The 17,042-nt window shown below is 70.1% G+C and carries 14 protein-coding genes; 3 read left to right on the top strand and 11 right to left on the bottom strand.

What is annotated here, in order from left to right; all coding sequences use genetic code 11:
* Positions 1–1,302 precede the first annotated feature (1,302 nt).
* Positions 1,303–1,767, bottom strand: a complete 465-nt coding sequence (locus tag E1264_RS07525; RefSeq protein WP_207935773.1) for a MarR family transcriptional regulator — start codon at positions 1,765–1,767, stop codon at positions 1,303–1,305.
* Positions 1,768–1,914: 147 nt separating this feature from the next.
* Here E1264_RS07525 and E1264_RS07530 point away from each other — a divergent pair, with 147 nt between their 5' ends.
* The 3 genes from E1264_RS07530 to E1264_RS07540 are packed head-to-tail and all read left to right on the top strand — an operon-like array spanning position 1,915 to position 4,329.
* Entirely contained in the window at positions 1,915–3,003 is a 1,089-nt protein-coding gene (locus tag E1264_RS07530) for an LLM class flavin-dependent oxidoreductase (protein ID WP_207935774.1), read from the top strand.
* Positions 3,000–3,647 carry an NAD(P)H-dependent oxidoreductase gene (locus E1264_RS07535; RefSeq protein WP_207935775.1) on the top strand — a complete coding sequence of 216 codons (648 nt, stop codon included), beginning with the start codon at positions 3,000–3,002 and terminating at the stop codon, positions 3,645–3,647. Before E1264_RS07530 ends, E1264_RS07535 begins: the two co-directional genes overlap by 4 nt.
* 49 nt (positions 3,648–3,696) lie before the next feature.
* Complete coding sequence (locus E1264_RS07540; RefSeq protein ID WP_132170981.1) at positions 3,697–4,329, top strand: isochorismatase family protein; 633 nt, start codon at positions 3,697–3,699, stop codon at positions 4,327–4,329.
* Positions 4,330–4,648: 319 nt separating this feature from the next.
* Here E1264_RS07540 and E1264_RS07545 read toward each other — a convergent pair whose 3' ends face one another.
* The 10 genes from E1264_RS07545 to E1264_RS07590 all read right to left on the bottom strand — a co-directional run bounded on the left by E1264_RS07545 (position 4,649) and on the right by E1264_RS07590 (position 16,907).
* Positions 4,649–5,026: a hypothetical protein gene (locus E1264_RS07545; protein ID WP_132170983.1), complete on the bottom strand. Its 378-nt coding sequence runs from the start codon at positions 5,024–5,026 to the stop codon at positions 4,649–4,651.
* A gap of 552 nt (positions 5,027–5,578) precedes the next feature.
* Positions 5,579–6,265, bottom strand: coding sequence for a carboxymuconolactone decarboxylase family protein (locus E1264_RS07550; protein ID WP_165964052.1), 687 nt, complete (start codon positions 6,263–6,265; stop codon positions 5,579–5,581).
* Positions 6,262–7,722: an NAD(P)/FAD-dependent oxidoreductase gene (locus E1264_RS07555; protein WP_165964053.1), complete on the bottom strand. Its 1,461-nt coding sequence runs from the start codon at positions 7,720–7,722 to the stop codon at positions 6,262–6,264. The genes E1264_RS07550 and E1264_RS07555 overlap by 4 nt, the downstream gene beginning before the upstream one ends.
* A complete protein-coding gene (locus E1264_RS07560) occupies positions 7,719–9,005 on the bottom strand; it encodes a M20/M25/M40 family metallo-hydrolase (RefSeq protein WP_132170989.1) in 1,287 nt (428 codons plus the stop codon). The genes E1264_RS07555 and E1264_RS07560 overlap by 4 nt, the downstream gene beginning before the upstream one ends.
* Entirely contained in the window at positions 8,998–10,218 is a 1,221-nt protein-coding gene (locus tag E1264_RS07565) for a M20/M25/M40 family metallo-hydrolase (RefSeq protein ID WP_132170991.1), read from the bottom strand. Before E1264_RS07565 ends, E1264_RS07560 begins: the two co-directional genes overlap by 8 nt.
* Before the next feature lie 19 nt (positions 10,219–10,237).
* Positions 10,238–11,407, bottom strand: coding sequence for a GDSL-type esterase/lipase family protein (locus E1264_RS07570; RefSeq protein ID WP_132170993.1), 1,170 nt, complete (start codon positions 11,405–11,407; stop codon positions 10,238–10,240).
* Positions 11,408–11,451: 44 nt separating this feature from the next.
* Positions 11,452–13,149, bottom strand: a complete 1,698-nt coding sequence (locus E1264_RS07575; RefSeq protein ID WP_347813367.1) for a urocanate hydratase — start codon at positions 13,147–13,149, stop codon at positions 11,452–11,454.
* Positions 13,121–13,708, bottom strand: coding sequence for a PadR family transcriptional regulator (locus E1264_RS07580; protein WP_132170995.1), 588 nt, complete (start codon positions 13,706–13,708; stop codon positions 13,121–13,123). Before E1264_RS07580 ends, E1264_RS07575 begins: the two co-directional genes overlap by 29 nt.
* 74 nt (positions 13,709–13,782) lie before the next feature.
* Positions 13,783–15,432: a thiamine pyrophosphate-binding protein gene (locus E1264_RS07585; protein ID WP_132170997.1), complete on the bottom strand. Its 1,650-nt coding sequence runs from the start codon at positions 15,430–15,432 to the stop codon at positions 13,783–13,785.
* Complete coding sequence (locus E1264_RS07590; RefSeq protein ID WP_132170999.1) at positions 15,429–16,907, bottom strand: aldehyde dehydrogenase family protein; 1,479 nt, start codon at positions 16,905–16,907, stop codon at positions 15,429–15,431. The genes E1264_RS07585 and E1264_RS07590 overlap by 4 nt, the downstream gene beginning before the upstream one ends.
* Positions 16,908–17,042 lie beyond the last annotated feature (135 nt).

The raw sequence follows: 17,042 nt of genomic DNA on the forward strand, positions 1-17,042 counted from the left end.
CCTCCCAGCCCCTCCCCTACGCCAAAGGAACCTGGGGGCCGGACGAAGCCACCACCTTCGTTCCCGGCGGCTGGCACGAAATCTCCACCACCTTCGACTGATGCGCACGGGCCTGGATATGGGCCCGAGGGCGGCGACAACGACGAGGCCGAGAAGCCGCAGACCACCTCCTCACCCGCCCCCAGTCAAACGCCGTGGCACGGTCCACCCCCACCAGCCAAGCAACACCCGAGACGTTGCCGCTCTCCCGGTCCAGCGCCTCAAAGAACCTCGGCCACGGATCCAGACGATCACAAGACTGTGAACCGGGGGACGGGATCGTTAGGCGGGCGCCCGATGGGACGACCGTGAGCGCCGGTCTGCGGCGGACCCCGTGCTGGGTTCGAACCGGCGCTACGTCTAACGCATACCGCGACGCCTGAGCCCCCAGATCCGTTGGAAGACTCGCGCAGAACCAGAGCGCAGTCCTCTGCCCGACGGTCACCTGACCACTGCCGTTGCTGCAGACGATGACTCAACGCCCCACCCACGAACACACCGAGCAACGTGGTCAGCACAGCGCCGACGGTAGTGATGAAGAGGCTCATGTCCAGGAGTGTGGGCGCGGCCCGTGGTTCGTGCTGCCGACCAGGTCACAGAGTTGGAGGCCGGGAGGAACCCGCAACACCGCGACAGCAGACTCGGCCCCTGGCGCGCTATCGCGGCCCGCGCAGTTTTGCTCGTTGGCTGCTCGGCGGCTTCGAAACAGACTGACACGCAGCGGGATGTGGCGGCATGAAAATAGTGCTGGAGGCGGACAGAGCGGTACAGCCTGACAGCGAGAGCACTGCTCTGATACGAGAGCAGCCGACTTTTAATCCGTAGGTTGTGGGTTCGAGTCCCACGCAACCCACCACCTGCGACCAGGCCAAACGCACTCGGCGCCGCATCCGGTTGATCATGCCTGGGGACAGGATGAGGCCCTCCTGGGAACGGGATGCAGGCGCAGAAGGCCTTCGGGGTCATTCCCGCCAGGCCGTCCACACCGGCGCGGCGCAGGATCCGCCAGACGGTAGCCGCGGAGATCCGGTGGCCTAGCCCGATCAGCTCGCCGGTGACCCAGCCCGGTTCTCATCGGCCAACCGCAGCGCCAACTGGCGGATCTCCTGCCGGAGTGGTGGCCGGCGCCCTCGAGGTGTACGGCGAGGAGATGGCGCTTGAGTGGCGCGCGCCTCGGTGAGTCGACTGGGGGCGTTGTACCCGGAGGCCGTGCCGGTGTCCGCTTGGGGTGATCGGCAAGCGACTCACTTGAGGCCGGTGCGGTCACCGCCGGCTCGCCCCCTCGTCGCTCTCCGGCCCGAGGCGTGACCAGATCCGCGTGAGGGCGTGTAGGTCGTCGTCGTCGAGACGGTCGAGGAAGAGTCGGCGCACGTCGGCATGCTGCTGCTTCCATGCCTTGCGCAGGAGGTTGCGCCCATCGGGTGTCAGGACGGCGACGTAGCCGCGTCCGTCTCCGGCCGCACGCTGACGCTCGATGAGCCCGCGGCGCTCCAGCCGGTCGGCGAGCCGGGTGAAACCACCGGTCGACATCAGCCGATCCCTGGCCAGCTCGGACATCCGCATGCCGGAGCGACCGGCTCGACCGAGCAGGGACAGGACGCTGTACTCGGCCATGCTCACGCCCAGCGGCGCGATCCCTGCCTCGATCTCACGCCAGATGCGGTCGTGGGCATACAGGAAGCCCTGCCAGGCCTCGTTCTCAAGGTCGCTCAGACGTGGAGTCGCCACTTCAGAATCGTACCGCGACAGCCGTCGTCATCGCGGGGCGTACATGTCTGCGCAGGCAGTACGCAGTGCGGAATATTTGTCTGCGCAGGCAGCTTATTGTGCTCGGGACACCGAACGGCGTCCGCACAAGACCGTAAGGAGAGCACGTTGCCTACCACCGTCACCGGCGAGCGATCCCCCTTCGAGATCGGCTTCATGACGTTCGCCGAGATCACCGCCGACCCGGATACCGGCACGCTTCCCTCCGCGCACCAGCGCGCCCAGGAAACCATCGAGCAGGCGCGGCTCGCCGACGAGGTCGGTCTCGACCTGTTCGCCGTCGGGGAGCACCACCGCACCGACTTCGTCGGCTCGGCCCCCTCCGTCGTACTGGCCGCGGCCGCCCAGGCCACCACGAACATCAGGCTGACCAGCGCGGTCACCGTGCTCAGCTCCGACGACCCGGTGCGGGTCTGGGAACAGTTCGCCACACTCGACCAGCTCTCCGGAGGCCGGGCCGAGATCATCGCCGGCCGCGGCTCCTACACGGAGTCCTTCCCCCTCTTCGGCTACGACCTGGCCGACTACGCCGACCTGTACCGCGAGAAGCTCGACCTGCTGCTGCGGATCCGCGCGCAAAACCCGATCACCTGGAACGGACGGTTCCGCCCCGCACTGGACGCCGCCGACGTCGGTCCCCGCGCGATGCAAAAGGAACTGCCGATCTGGGTCGGCGTCGGAGGAACCCCCGCCTCCGCCATCAGCACCGGCCGACTCGGCCTCCCCATGGCCATGGCGCTGCTGCTCGGGCCGATCACACATCACCAGCAGACCATCGACCTGTACCGAGAAGCCGCACAGCAGGCCGGGCACGACCCCGCCACGCTGCGCACCAGCATCAACCTTCACGGCTACGTCGGGCGTACGAGCCAGGGCGCCCGCGACACGATGTACCCCTACTTCGCGGAGGGCATGATGGCCAACAACCACCAGCGTGGCCGCGGGTTCGCGATGCCGCGGGCCGCCTTCGAAGCCCAGACCTCCCCCAACGCCGGTCTCGTCGTCGGCAGCCCGCATGAGGTCATCGAGAAGCTGCTGGCCTACCACGAGCTCTACGGCCTGGACCGCGCCCTGATCCAGATCGGCTTCGGCGGGATGCCTCAGTCGGACGTCCTTGAGGCGATCGAACTGCTCGGCACCGAGGTCGCCCCCGTCGTACGCCGTGAGGTCGGCTCCCGGAAGGAGCAGGCGGCGTGACCGCCACCGTGAGCGACCAGCGGGCTCTCATCGGCGGCCGCACCGGCCGTGCCCCCTCCCAGGAGGAGGCTCGGACACTGCGGGTGGTGGTCGTCAACGGCAGCCCGAGCGAGAAGTCCAAGACCGTCGGACTGGTCGGCGTCGTGCTGCAAACACTCACCGGCGTGCTCGCCGTCCACGACGTCGCGGTCGAGCACACCCGGATCGACGTCTACCGGCTCGGCCCCGCCTTCACCGGAGCCTTCGAGAGGGAGGGCATCGCCCCCGAGATCGAGGACGCGCTCCGCCGCGCCGAGGAAGCCGACCTGCTCATAGCCGCCACCCCGGTGTTCCGCGGCTCATATACCGGCCTGTTCAAGCACTTCTTCGACCTGGTCGACCAGTACGCACTCGCGAACAAGCCGGTCTTCCTCGCCGCCACCGGCGGCGGGGATCACCACGCGCTGGTCCTGGAACACGCCCTTCGCCCGTTGTTCGGGTTCTTCCAATCGATGACCCTCCCGGTCGCCGTCTTCGCATCCTCCGGCGACTTCGACGGCACCACGCTCCTCACCCCACGCGTCTACGGCCGCATCGAAATGGCCGTCGAGGACGTGAGCGACATCCTCACGCTCGTGGCGACTCGCGGGAGGCCGGCTGACTGACACCAGCCGCGTCACGGTGACCACAAGGGAAACAACCAAGGAGAAAGCCATGCCGCACACGCCACTTGCCGCCGACAACAGCGCGGTCGTCCTCATCGATCACGAGGTCGGTTTCTCGAACCTCATCGGATCGCACACGATCGAAGAGAACCTCAACGGCACGCTCGCGCTGGCCAAAACCGCGAAGCTGTTCAACCTACCGCTGATCGTCACCGCCGGTCCCGAGGACTTTCCCGCAGGTCCTCTCTACCCCGAGCTCGCCCAGGTCCTCGGCGACACTCCCGTCATCCACCGTCCGCCGGTCTTCGACGCTTTCGAGAACGACCGGTTCGCTGCGGCCATCGAGGCCGCCGGACGCAAGAAGCTGATCATGGCGGGCATCCAGACCGACGTCTGTCTCGCCCTGACCGCCTTGACCGCTCTCGCCCGTGGCTACGAGGTCTACATCGTCGTAGACGCCTCTGCGGCGACCACCGAAGAGACACACGACACGGCGGTCATGCGCCTCGTTCAGGCCGGCGCGATCCCCGTCAACTGGCTTGCCGTCGGCTCGGAGATCCTCCGCGGTTGGGTCGGCCAGCCGCTCGCACCGGCGTTCGGGGACCTTATCTACGAGCACCTGCCGTCCTGGCGGCACAACCACGTGGCGAGCAACGCCATCGCGAAGTACGCCACCAAGTAGTCCCCGAACCACACCCCGGCCGGGCGTGCCCCCGGAAGGGCCGCCCGGCCCAGCCGACCTCTCTGCCGGTGCTCGAGACGGGAGTGGTAGAGCCGTTCGGCGCGCAGCAGGGCGCCGCGTTCGGACTGCCTTCGGGCAGCACGCCGTAGGCGGCCAGAATCCGGCCCTGTAGTCCTCGGTGAGCGTGCGGCCCTTGCGCTGGCACCGTGGCCTGAACGCGGGTCGACACTTACGGACCTTCTTCTCACGTAGGCACACATCTACGATGCGAAATCCTGAAGTCGGGCGCTCCGAAGTTCGAACACCTGAGTTCTCTCGGTCACTGGAGTTCCCGGATCCAGCTGGGCAGCATCCGGCGGGGCGGAACGATATAGATCCCACCGATGACGCATTGAAATACAGAACAGCAGGCCAGGAAACCTCCCAGCCACAGCGGAATAGGATCGAGAAGGTAGTGCAGCCCCACCGCGAGCAGCATAAGCAGCATGGCACCGGCCATCCATGGGAACACCAGTGGGGAGGTCGTCGTGTTCACCTTGATGGGGTACCAGGAACGCCACCGCCCACTGAAGGCAAGGAACCCGGCCACGACGCAGCCGATAAGAAAGATGACAAGCGCCACCATGCCAACGACTACGAGAATCGGGTTATCGGGACCTGGCTTCTCGAACGCCGCCATCCAAAGCAGTTGAAACATCAGCGGATTCTCCCAGGTCAACCGCACATGCCCGTCCTCCCAAAGCCCTAAGAGTATCGACGAACACTCTAGGACACATCCTCGCCACAAGCGTGAGCAAACGCGGCTTCGGCAGCCGCAGTTGATCACGCCTGGGGTCACCCTGGGTCCCACTGCACCGCACACGCGGTACCACACGCGACGGGTTCCGCGGCTGCTGGCTCCTCTACTAAGAGGACATGGAAGAGGACGCGAAGACGGCAACGCCTTCTCCAATGCGCCGAAGCCAATCAGGACCGGCTCACAAGACCGATACCGTTACACCCATGTGTTCGCATTACTACATCCCGTGGTGGGTGCAGCCCTCAACGTATATGCTTCTTTTAGGCGTACAGTTCGGAGCAGGTCCGTTGGGTACAACTACCGACAGCCATGTTGGCTCGTTGTTGGCTCGGCGGCATTGGCACAGGCTGACACACACAGGTGTAGAAGCTTTGCAAGGGGCCTCTTCTCCCACAGGCCGTCGTTCGGGCAGGGTCCCGCGACCGCCCGAGACCGCGGCCCTTGGGTTGTTCAAGTTGTGGTGTCGGAGCGGTCCAGTTCTTGCTGGAGGATGGGGAGGCCGACTTCCAGTGTCTGGATGCCGATCGTGCTCGCGATTTCCAAGACGGTGACGATGTCGTCGGGTGTCGCGCCCTGGTTGATGGCGTTGGCGATGTGGACCTTGAGGCCGTCCGTGAACAGGTGGGTGGCCGACGCGTCGATCGCTATGTAGATCAGCTCCTTGACCTTCGGTTCGAGGACGCTCCTCTCCCAGGGGATCGCGGAGAAGTTCAGATAGGCGCTGAAGAAGGCGGGTGCGCGCTGCAGCACGTCTTCCCAGGACTCGTCCCAGTAGCCGCGGCGCCGGACGAATTCGGCCTTGAAGGCCTCGCGGTCGGGGTCCGGACGGGACGAGGGCGCCAGGTCGCGCAGGAGCGGGAAGCCGGTGCTCGCCGCGTGGATTCCGAGAACGGCCACGAGCTGGAACGTCTCCATGATCTCCGCGCGGGTCGCGCCGTGGTCGAGCGCTCCGCGGACATGGCGGCGGATGCCCGGCTCGTGGAGGTGGGTGACGGCGGCGTTGACCGCGAGCGCGATCAGCTCGCGGGTTTTGGCGTCGAGTGCGGAATGCCGGTGGGGGACGCTCGCCAGTTCGACGCAGGCGGCGAAGAATTCCGGGTCGGCGGCCCGGAGCGCCTCAAGACCGTGCGGCGTCATCGCACTTTGATGAAGCCGAAAAAGGGCAGCGCCTTGGTGAGCAGGTAGTACTCGCCGTGCGGCTTCGGCCATTGCGTGACGTTGCGGCCCGATTCGGCATGGTAGTAGTTCGTGCAGCCCCCGTCGCTGGACGAGGTGTTCTTGCCGATCTGGCCGTCGACCCACCGCACCCACCGGTCGGTGGCCGACGGGCGGGTGTCGACGGCGCGGAACCGCTTGCGCCGCATCTCGGCGACCGTCCGCGCCGCGACCTCGGCCTGCCGTTCGAGTTGTGCGATGACGGAGAACCCGCCGTTGGTGTTCGGGCCGTACAGCATGAAGAAGTTCGGGTATCCGGGGACGGTGATGCCCAGGAACGCCCTCGGGTCGTCCTTCCACGTGTCGTGAATGGACACGCCGCCGGTGCCGCGCACATCCAGCGACGCCAGGAACTTCGTCGTCTCGAAACCGGTGGCCATGATGAGGACGTCGATGTCATGCTCTACGCCCGTGGCGTCCACGATTCCGTTCGGCGTCACCCGCGTGACCGCGTGCGGGACGAGTTCGACGTTCGGCCGGTTCAGCGCCGGATAGAAACCGGTCGACAACACCGGGCGCTTGCACGCCCACGGATAGTCGGGCGTCAGCTGGGCGCGCAGCTTCGGGTCCTCCACCGTTTTCTCAAGGTACTCGTGGCACAGCCGCAGGATCTTCCGCTGCATTCTTCCGCGCGGATTGTATCCCTTGAACACCATCCGGAATTTCCAGAACATGAACAGCCGCCGGATCTTCTGGACGAACGGCAGCCGTCGGAAGATGGCCCGTTCGCGGGCGGTGAAGTCGCGTTCGCCCTTCGGCAGGACCCATCCCGGCTGCCGCTGGAAGACGTAGAGCTGACCCACCTTTCCGGCGATGGCGGGGACGACCTGGCTGGCGGTGGAGCCCGTCCCGACGACCGCGACCCGCTTTCCGGTCAGGTCGTGCTCGTGCTCCCAGCGCGCGGTGTGGAACTTCGGGCCCTCGAAACGGTCCAGGCCCCGCCAGTCGGGGTAGCGGGGGCGGCTGAGCAGGCCGAGGCAGCTGATCACCACCTCGAACGGCTCGGCCGTGCCGTCCGCCAGGCGCACCTCGTAGCGTGCCGTTTCCTCGTCCCAGGTCGCCGATTCGACACGGACGCCGAAACGGCAGTGCCGCCGCACATCGAACCGATCGAGGACATGCTCGGCGTACCGCTGCAATTCTTCCTGTCCGGCGTGGGTGCGCGTCCAGTCATAGGTCAGGAAGGAGAAGGAATAGGCGTGGGACGCGATGTCGACCTCGCAGCCGGGATACCGGTTGTCCCACCAGGTGCCGCCCGGTCCTTCCGACTGCTCGAAGACGGTGAAGTCGAGCCCCTTCTTCTTGAGCTTCACCGCTGCGGCGATGCCGCCGAGTCCGCAGCCGATGATGGCTACCCTGGGCCCTCGCGTTCCACTCACAGTGACATCAGTCTTTCCATTACTCGTACACCGAACCGGAGCGAGTCCACAGGGCAGCGTTCGTCCACGCCATGGAACATCGCCGGATAGTCGTAACCGGGAGGTAGGAGCATCGGCGTGAATCCGTACGTTTCCATACCGAGCGTGCGGAACCATTTGTTGTCCGTGCCGCCGCTGAACACGAACGGCGCGACGGCGCAGCCAGGGCTTTCCCCGCGCAGCGCCTCGGTGAGAAGACCGAACCATTCGCCCTCGTGGTCGGAAAGGACGGCCGGGCTGCGCCGCAGCAGTGACACCTTCGTCCGGTCGCCGAGCCGGGACGCGAGGTGCTCGTCGACCTCCTCCTCGTGTCCTGGAACGAAACGGCAGTCGAACCGCGCCCACGCCTCGCCGGGGATGACGTTCTCCTTGTAACCGGCCCCGATCCTCGTCACGTTGACGGTGGTGCGGATCCCGGCGCCGAACATCGGGGCGAACGGCCCGGTCCGCGTCGCCAGGACGTCCGCGACGTCGGCGGGGTCGGTGACGGGACGTCCGGCGATCTCCGACGCCAGCACCCGCATCGGATCGATCACCGTGTACGGGCGCGCGGACGACACCAGCCGCAGCGTCGTCTCCGCGAGCCGCGGGATCGGGTTGTCGCGCGGGATCATGCTGCCGTGCCCGGCGACGCCTTCCTCCCGCACCTCGTACCAGCGCAGCCCCTTGTCGGCGACCGACACCGCGAACAGCGGCGGGCCGCCGGACGGGACGGGCACGTTGAACCCGCCGACCTCGCCGATCGCCGCCGCGCACCCCTCGAACAGGTCCGGATGCTCGGTCACCAGATGACCGGCGCCGAGCCGTCCGCCGGTCTCCTCGTCGGCGAGGAACGCCAGCACGAGGTCGCGGCGCGGCCTCCGGCCAGCGGTGAGCGTGCCGCGGGCCGCGGCGAGGGTCATCGCGACCGCGTTCTTCATGTCCACGGCGCCGCGGCCCCAGACGTGGCCGTCCGCGATGTCGCCGCTGTGGGGGTGCCGCGACCAGTCGGAGGCGTCGGCGGGGACGGTGTCGAGATGGCCCTGAATGAGGAGCGCGGGCGCGCCGGGGTCGGTTCCGGCGACCCGGGCGACGACGTTGGTGCGTCCCGGCTCCGCCTCGATGACCTGGGGTTCCAGGCCCATGTCGGACAGCAGTGCCGCGACGTACTCGGCGGCCTTCCGCTCGGTTCCGCCGGGATTCGTCGTGTCGAACCGGATGAGGTCGGAGCAGATCTCTTCGACCGGCGCGGGCTGGTCAGGCATCGGTGCCGCCGAGCGTCAGCGCCGCGACGGCGTAGGTCCGGACGGCGGTGAGGTAGTCCTGGACCGCCACCCATTCGTCGTCCCAGTAGCAGTCCATCGAGCCGGGGCCGTAGGTGACCGCCCTGATGCCCGACTCCCAGAAGATCGGCGTGTCCGGCCAGGCGGGATGCACGTCGTGGGCGGCGGCCTCGCCGGTGCTGCGGCGGTGCGCGGCGGCGATGTCGGCGAGGAGGGGTTCGCCGGGCGGCACCCGAAGGGAGCTGCGCGGGTTCTTCAGGCAGGTCGCCTCCAGTTCGACGTCCACCGGGAATTCGGCGAGGCGGTCGACGGCGCGTTCCACGGCGGCGCGCACGTCCCGCAGGACGTCGTCCTGTGTCTGCGCGGCGGGGAACCGGAAGTCGAACGTGATCTCGCAGCGTTCCGGGACGAGGTTGTGCGCCACCCCTCCGGAGATCTGCGCGGCGTTGCAGATCTTGACGTCGTCGAGCACCTCGCCGTCCGGGCCGGTGATCGGCATCGCGAGCACCTCGCGGACGATGTCCGCGGCCCGCGCCACGGCGTTCACGCCGATGTCGAGCGCGGTGGTGTGGGCCGCCCGGCCGCGCACGGTCACGGTGACGTACGCGATGCCGCGCTGGCCGGTCAGGACCCGCAGGCCGCTCGGCTCGCAATTGATCGCGTACGCGCCGCGCAGCCCGTCGCGGAGCGCCTGCCGGGTGCCCTCCCCGCCCTCGAAATGGTTGGGGACGGCGAGGACCACGATGTCGCGCGGCAACGGTATCCCGGCCCTGGCCAGCATCGCCGTCGCCATCGTCATCGCCGCGGTTCCGGCCTTCATGTCGGCGACGCCGACGCCGTAGATGCGGCCGCCGTCGATCTCGCCGCCGAACGGGTCCCGCCGCCACGACCGCGACGGCGGATACACCTCCATGTGGCCGTTGAAGATGAGCGCGTCTCCCGGATCGCCCGCGCCGGAGGCGCGGGCGAGGACGTTCGGCATGCCGTCCGTGCCCGAGCCCGGAAGCTCGACCGCGAGGCCCGCGTCGGCGAGCGGGGCGGCGAGATGCTCCGCCGCGGCCGTCAGCGCCGGTCCGTCGCCCCAGACGCTCGGGATACGGAGAAGATCGCGGAGGAACGCGACGAGTTCCGGTGCGTGCCGATCGATGAGGCCGAGCACGCGGGCCGCGTGATCGTCCGTCGCTACCGTTGCCATGCCGTTCGCCCTTCGGTCGTCATCGTGGGCCTGTCTCCTGAGACGCGCCCCCCAGGCCCGGGGCGCCGCTCAGACCCGGCCACAGGCCGGACGGGCCGAACACGTGCGCGTGGAAACGTTCGCCGATGCGGCGGTATCCGGCCGCGTTCGGGTGGAGGCCGTCGTAGAGGTCGCCGGTGTCGTCCGGGCCGAACAGCGCCCGCCCGTCGAGGTGGCGCAGGTGCGGGTCGTGTTCCGCGCGCGTCTCGGCGATCTCCTCGATCAGCGTCCGGATGCGGGTGAGGGTCAGGCCGGACGACGGGTCGCCCGTCGCGTGGTAGCGGCCGGTCTCGTCCTGGACGGTCGGCCCGGCGCGGTCCTCGGCGGTGGGGCAGCTGATCGGCGACACCACGAGCAGCGGCGTCCGCGGATGCCCGTCGCGGACCGTGTCGAGGAACCCGTGCAGCGCCGGGACGAAGGTCCGCTCCTTGAGCGAGTCGAGGTTCTGCACGTTGATGCCGATCTTGAGCGTGATGGCGTCGGCGGGCAGGTCCCGGATCGTCCGGGCGGCGAACGGGTCGAGATGGCAGTTCCCGGCGAACGCCAGCGACGTCAGGTCGAGCCCCGCCCGCCGCGCCACCCACGCCGGCCAGGCGCCGGTCGGGCTCCCCGCCTCCGCGCAGTGGCTGATCGAGCTGCCGTAGTGCACCCAGCGGCGTCCGGGGAGCTCGCCGGGAGCGACGATGCCGTCCGCGCGCAGTTCCCGGAGCTCCACGATCGCGGCCTGGGGCAGCCAGATCTCGACGTCCTTCCAGGACGTGCCGAGCCCCTCGAACCGGATCGTCTCCGGCTTGCCCCGCTCGGTCTCGACCACCTGACCCGCGCGGACGACGCAGACGTCGCCGCCGCGCACCTCCTCGGTGATCACCCGGCGCCGGTTCGCGACCGCGTCGAACGCGACGGGGAAGAGCGGGAAGTAGGCGTTGCGGAACCGGGTGACGAAGACGTCCAGCTCGACGCTGTCCGCCTCGGTGCGGAACACGAGCCGCACCCCGGCGGGCCTCGGCACCATCAGCCGCAGGTAAGGGTCGGTGAGCTGCGGGCGGGTCCAGGCGGGCAGCCGCCGCGGGATCAGGCCGGTGGGCGTGCGCTCCACGTCGAGCGCGCCCGCGATGGTGACGGGGCCGTTCTCAAGGTCGATCACCGGCACGCGCTACTCCCTCCGGGTGGAGCGGGACCCGCGGCCCGCCCCGGTCACCCGAACCATCGCAGGCCGCTCGCGCGGACGGCGTCGGCCGCCGCCTCGTACCCGGCGTCCGCGTATCGCATGATGCCGATGCCGGTGTCGGCGGTGAGCGCCGCCGTGATCCGCTCGTCCGCGGCGGCGGTGCCGTCCGCCACGAGCGTGACCCCGGCGCTCTGCATGTAGCCCGCGTAACCGCCGCCGCCGGCGTGGATCGCCACGAGGTCGGCGCCCGAACCGGCCGTGAGCAGCGCGTTCAGCAGCGGCCAGTCGGACACGGCGTCCGAGCCGTCCGGCATGTTCTCCGTCTCGCGCAGCGGCTGCGCGACGCCGCCGGCGTCCAGGTGGTCGCGGGTGAACGCGACCGGGCCGCGCAGCTCGCCGCCCCGCACGGCCTCGTTGACCAGCAGCGCGAGCCTCGCCCGCTCGCCGTGCGCCAGCCACGAGATGCGGGACGGCAGCCCGGCCTGCCGCACGTACTTCCGCGCGGTCGGGATCCACCGCTGGACGAGCGCGTTCCCGGGGAACTCCCGCACCACCATCGTGTCGATGAGGTCGATGTCGGCCTGCTCGCCGGACGTCGCCACCCACCGGAACGGCCCGAGGCCCCGGCAGAACAGCGGCCTGATGTACCGCTCGATGAAGATCGGGATGCGGAACGCGTCGACGCCGTTCTCCGCCGCCTGCGCCCGCAGGTTGTTGCCGTACTCGAACACGACGGCGCCCGCGTCCTGCCAGGCGAGCATGCACTCCACGTGCGTCGTGATGGAGTCGCGGGCGCGGCGGGCCAGCCCGTCCGGGTCGCGCTCGCGGAGGGCCGCGGTCTCGGCGGGCGTCATGCCGGACGGCACGTACCCGTACATCAGGTCGTGCGCCGCCGTCTGGTCGGTGACGACATCCGGCACCAGGCCGCGTTCGCGCAGCTCGGGGAGCACGTCGGCGGCGTTGCCGAGCAGCCCGACGGACGCGGCCGTCCGGGACGCGACCGCCTCCAGCGCCCATGCCACCGCCTCGTCGATCGACTCGGTGGCGCGTTGCAGGTAGCCGCCGGCGATCCGCTTCCCGATCCGTTCGGGATCGACCTCGACGCAGAGCGCGACGCCGCCCGCCATGACGGTCGCGAGCGGCTGCGCGCCGCCCATGCCGCCGAGCCCGGCGGTCACGACGAGCCGTCCGGCGAGGTCGCCGCCGAAATGCTCGTCGGCCACGGCGGTGAGCGTCTGGTACGTCCCCTGGACGATGCCCTGCGACCCGATGTACTGCCAGTCGCCCGCCGTGTACCCGCCCCAGGCGATCAGGCCGCGCCGCTCCAGCTCGTAGAAGTGCTCGCTGGTCGCCCAGCGGCCGACCAGGTTGCTGTTGGCCATCACGACCAGCGGCGCCCGCGTCCCGGTCGGGAACACCCCGATCGGCTTGCCGGACTGGACGACGAGCGTCTCGTGCTCCTCCAGCGTCAGCAGCGCCTCGGTCACGAGCTTCAGGGCGGCGTGGTCGCGGGCGGCCTTCGCCAGGCCCGCGTACACGATGAGGTCGTCCGGACGTTCCGCGTGCGTGAGGGTGTTCTCCAGCATCCGCAGGAGCGTCTCCTGGCGCGGGCCCCGGCAGCGCAGTCCTCGGTGGGCGATGTCGGCGATCACCATGTGCGTCCCCTTCTCGCCCGCTTCGGGCGCCGTGCGGTTCTCAGCCTGGGTGAGGCCCGTCGTGCCCACCCGGCAGGCGTGTGCGGGCCAGCGCGCCGCGCACGCCCGAGTCGCGGACGTCGTGCCAGAACGACAGGCACGCCTCTTCGATGCGGACGCCGAGGACGAGCGGCGCCACCCGCTTCTCCAGGTCGGGGACGTCGATCAGGCGTTCCAGCATCTTCTGGAACTCCTCCAGCCGGCCCTGGTGGTAGCGGACCTGCGCCTCGGCGAGCCGTTCCGCCGTCCCCTCGTCGCCGAGCTCGCTGAAGAAGAGCTTCAGCTCGGCCTCGTTGCGGACCTGGAAGACCTCGGTGCCGGGGTCGCGGAGCCATTCCCGCAGTGCCTCGCGGCCCGCCGGCGTCAGCGAGTACGTCCGGCGGCGGCGTCCCTCGGTCTCGGCGGACTCCGCCAGCAGCCCGGCCTCGGCCAGCCGCCGCGGCTCCACGTACAGCTGGCTGTGCGGGAACGGCCAGAAGTACCCGACCGAGCGCTCGACGGCCCGCTTGAGCTGGTAGGACGAGCTGGGCCCGCGCAGGCCGATCAGCCCCAGCACGAGGTAGGAGCTGGACGAGAGGTTGATCGCCATGTTGTGAACTGTACCATCTATTCTGGACGGTCATCAGGCACGGCTCCTCTCACCGTCGGACGTACGGGTTCCTGTCAGCCCAGCAGCTGCTGGCGTCCGGCGCGGCGCTTCATCGGGGCCAGCGCCGCCATGTCGATCTCGATCAGGTACGGCCCGGTGCCGCGCTCGACCGAGCGGGCGAACGCGCGGTCGAAGGCGGCGGCGTCCGCCACCTTCTCGCCGGGCACGCCCATCGCGGCGGCGAGCGCCACGAAGTCGGGGGTGTGCAGGTCGACGTCGTTGCGGGCGCCGTCGAACGTGGCGTGCTGGACGTCGCGCAGCACGCCGTACCCGCGGTCGTTGAACACGCAGACCGTGACCGGCGCGCCCGCCTGCGCGAGCGTCGACAGCTCGCCGATCGACAGCATGATGCCACCGTCGCCGTGGACGACCACGGTGCGCTCCCCGCTGCCGATCGCGGCGCCGATCGCCAGCGGCAGGCCGGGGCCGATCGCGGCGGACGCCGGGTGCAGCGACGTGCGCGGCTCCAGGACCGGCAGCAGCCGGTCGCCCCACGCGTACGCCGGGACGGTCGAGTCGCGGACGATCACGCCCGCCCTCGGCAGCGACCGGCGGATCGCCGCCACGATCGCCCGATGATCCGGACCGAGGGATTCCAGCGAGCCCTCGCGCGCCTCGGTGGCGGCCTTGCGGGCGGTCACGGCCCATTCCCCGGTCGCGGCGGTGGCGGTGACGTGCTCGCCGAGCGCGCGCAGCGTCTCGCGGGCGTCGCCGTGCAGCGCGACGGCGGGCGGGTAGGTGCGGCCGAACACGCTCGCGTCGGCGTCGGCGTGGATCAGCGCGCCGGTGAGCCGCAGCCGCCACGCGTCCGTCGTGTACATCTGGAAGCGGGCGCCCACGGCGAGGACGACGTCGGCGTCCTCGACCACCTCGCGCAGTGGCGGCGTCGTGACCAGGGCGCCGAGGCACAGCGGGTGGTCTTCGGGCAGCGCGCCGCGTCCCTGCACCGAGGTGACGACGGGGATCTCCAAGCGCTCGACCAGGCGGCGCAGCTCGGGCCAGCCGCCCGCGCTGAGCACGCCGCCACCGGCCCAGATCAGCGGACGGCGGGCGTCCGCGAGCAGGTCCGCCGCCGCGCGCACCCTCTCGGCGGGCGGTGCGGCCCGCGGCAGCGGAGCCGCCTCCGGAACCCGCGGCGACGCCGGGACCCGCGCGTACTGCAGGTCGACCGGGATCTCCACGGCCGTCGGACGCGGCCATCCGCGACCCGTCTCGCGGCCCGCCGCCACGACGGTCTCGGCGATGTCCTCGGCCCGGCGCACCGTCCATGCCTCGCGGGTCAGCGTGCGCAGCATGGCGAGCTGCTGCTCCGCCTCGTGCAGATAGCCCTTGGAACGGCCCAGGAAACGGCTCTCCACCTGTCCCGTGATGAGCAGGACGCGGGACGCCGCGAACTGCGCCTCGAACAGACCGCCCATCGTGTTCGCCGTGCCCGGGCCGGTCGAGGCGAGCGCCACGCCGAGCCGGCCGGTGACGCGCGCGAAGCCGTCCGCCGCGTGCACCGCCGCCTGCTCATGCCGGACGTTCACGACCGTGATCCCGCCATCCCGCCGGACGGCGTCCAGGATCGGCAGGTTGTGGACGCTCGCCACGCCGAACAGCGTCTCCACGCCGAGCGCCCGCAGCGCCTCGACGACCAGGTCACCGCCGGTGCGCTCGCTCATCGCGCCCTCGCCCCGTGCGTCGCGCCCGCTCCGCTCGCGGTGTGCCGCTGGATCGCCTTCAGCTCGGTGAACTGGGCGATGCCGAACGCGCCCAGCTCCCGCCCGTACCCGGACTGCTTGTAGCCGCCGAACGGCGCGAGCCCGTTGAACGGCGCGCCGTTGATCTCGATGCTGCCGGCCTCCATCCGCTCCGCGAACCGCAGCGCGCGCTCCTCGTCCGCCGACCAGACCGCGCCCGCCAGCCCGTACGGGGTGCCGTTGGCGATCGACACCGCCTCGTCCTCGTCCACGTACGGGATCACCGCGAGGACCGGGCCGAACACCTCCTGCTGGGCGAGCGCGATGCGCGGGTCGTTGACCGTGAACGCGGTGGGGCTGGTGAAATAGCCGTCCCGCGGCAGTTCGGCGTCCGGGAAGGACCAGATCGTCCGGGCGCCGTCGACGAGGGCGCGCTCGGTGGCCTCGGTCACCCGGTGCTTCTGGTTCCAGCTCGCCAGCGGACCGACGTCGGCGTCCGGGTCGCCGGACGGCCCGATCCGATAGCCCGCCATCGCCGCGGCCACGAACCGCTCCGCCTCCGGCAGCGACTGGAACGGCACGAGCAGCCGGCTCAGCGCCGTGCACGTCTGGCCGGTGTTGATCAGGACGGTCCGGACCACCCGGTCGACGGCCGCCGCCAGGTCGCCGTCCGGCAGCACGACCGCCGCGGACTTGCCGCCGAGCTCCAGCGTGACCCGCTTGATCGACCCGGCGGCGATCTCGGCGACGCGGCGTCCCGCGCGGGTCGAGCCGGTCAACGACACCATCGCGGTGCCGGGGTGGCGGGCCAGGTACTCGCCGACGTGCAGCCCGTTGCCGAACAGCAGGTTGAACGCCCCGGGCGGGGCGCCCGCCGCGTCGAACGCCTCCGCCAGGATGAACGCGTCCAGCGGCGCCACCTCGCTCGGCTTCAGCACGACGGGGCAGCCGGCCGCGAGCGCCGGGCCGATCTTCGCGGCGGTCTGCAGCAGCGGGAAGTTCCACGGGGTCATCGCGGCGACGACCCCGACCGGCTCGCGCAGCACGGTCGAGCCGCCGGAGGGCGCCGGGCCGTCCAGCGGCGCGGCGAAGTCGACGTCGGCGACGGCCCGCGCGGTGTTCCGGAACGTTCCGACGGCGGTGCGCACCTGGTAGTTCGCGCAGTGCTTGCGCGGCATGCCCATCTCGCTGGAGATCAGCTCCGCGATCTCGTCCAGCCGGGTCTCCAGGTGGTCCGCGACGCGTTCCAGCAGCGCCGCGCGGCCCGCGGGCTCCATCTCGCGCAGGACGGGACGGGCCCGGCGGGCGGCATCGACGGCCCGGTCCATGTCCTCGGTCGCCGACTCGCGGACCGTGGCCACGCACTGCCCGGTCGAGGGATCGATGACGGCGATGACGTCCTCGCCGTTGTTCTCGACCCACGTCCCGTCGATGTATGTGTCCGCACGATGATCCATGTCGCTCCGCTCACACCGGTCTTCAGGCGATCGGACCGAAGCCTAGAATCATCCGCTCGGAATGGGTTGGGGCTGGACCACCAAAGAAATCCGATGGTCATTATGTGTGCCGCACATGGCGGGCCGGATGGCAGG

The sequence above is a fragment of the Actinomadura sp. KC216 genome (assembly GCF_004348535.1).
GTDB lineage: Bacteria > Actinomycetota > Actinomycetes > Streptosporangiales > Streptosporangiaceae > Spirillospora.

What these genes read in the sequence shown, in the direction of transcription:
- E1264_RS07565 (WP_132170991.1), bottom strand. Translation starts at nt 10,218, where the DNA reads ATGGCAACGGTAGCGACGGACGATCACGCGGCCCGCGTGCTCGGCCTC.
- E1264_RS07585 (WP_132170997.1), bottom strand. Translation starts at nt 15,432, where the DNA reads ATGAGCGAGCGCACCGGCGGTGACCTGGTCGTCGAGGCGCTGCGGGCG.
- E1264_RS07545 (WP_132170983.1), bottom strand. Translation starts at nt 5,026, where the DNA reads ATGTTTCAACTGCTTTGGATGGCGGCGTTCGAGAAGCCAGGTCCCGAT.
- E1264_RS07580 (WP_132170995.1), bottom strand. Translation starts at nt 13,708, where the DNA reads ATGGCGATCAACCTCTCGTCCAGCTCCTACCTCGTGCTGGGGCTGATC.
- E1264_RS07550 (WP_165964052.1), bottom strand. Translation starts at nt 6,265, where the DNA reads ATGACGCCGCACGGTCTTGAGGCGCTCCGGGCCGCCGACCCGGAATTC.
- E1264_RS07590 (WP_132170999.1), bottom strand. Translation starts at nt 16,907, where the DNA reads ATGGATCATCGTGCGGACACATACATCGACGGGACGTGGGTCGAGAAC.
- E1264_RS07560 (WP_132170989.1), bottom strand. Translation starts at nt 9,005, where the DNA reads ATGCCTGACCAGCCCGCGCCGGTCGAAGAGATCTGCTCCGACCTCATC.
- E1264_RS07540 (WP_132170981.1), top strand. Translation starts at nt 3,697, where the DNA reads ATGCCGCACACGCCACTTGCCGCCGACAACAGCGCGGTCGTCCTCATC.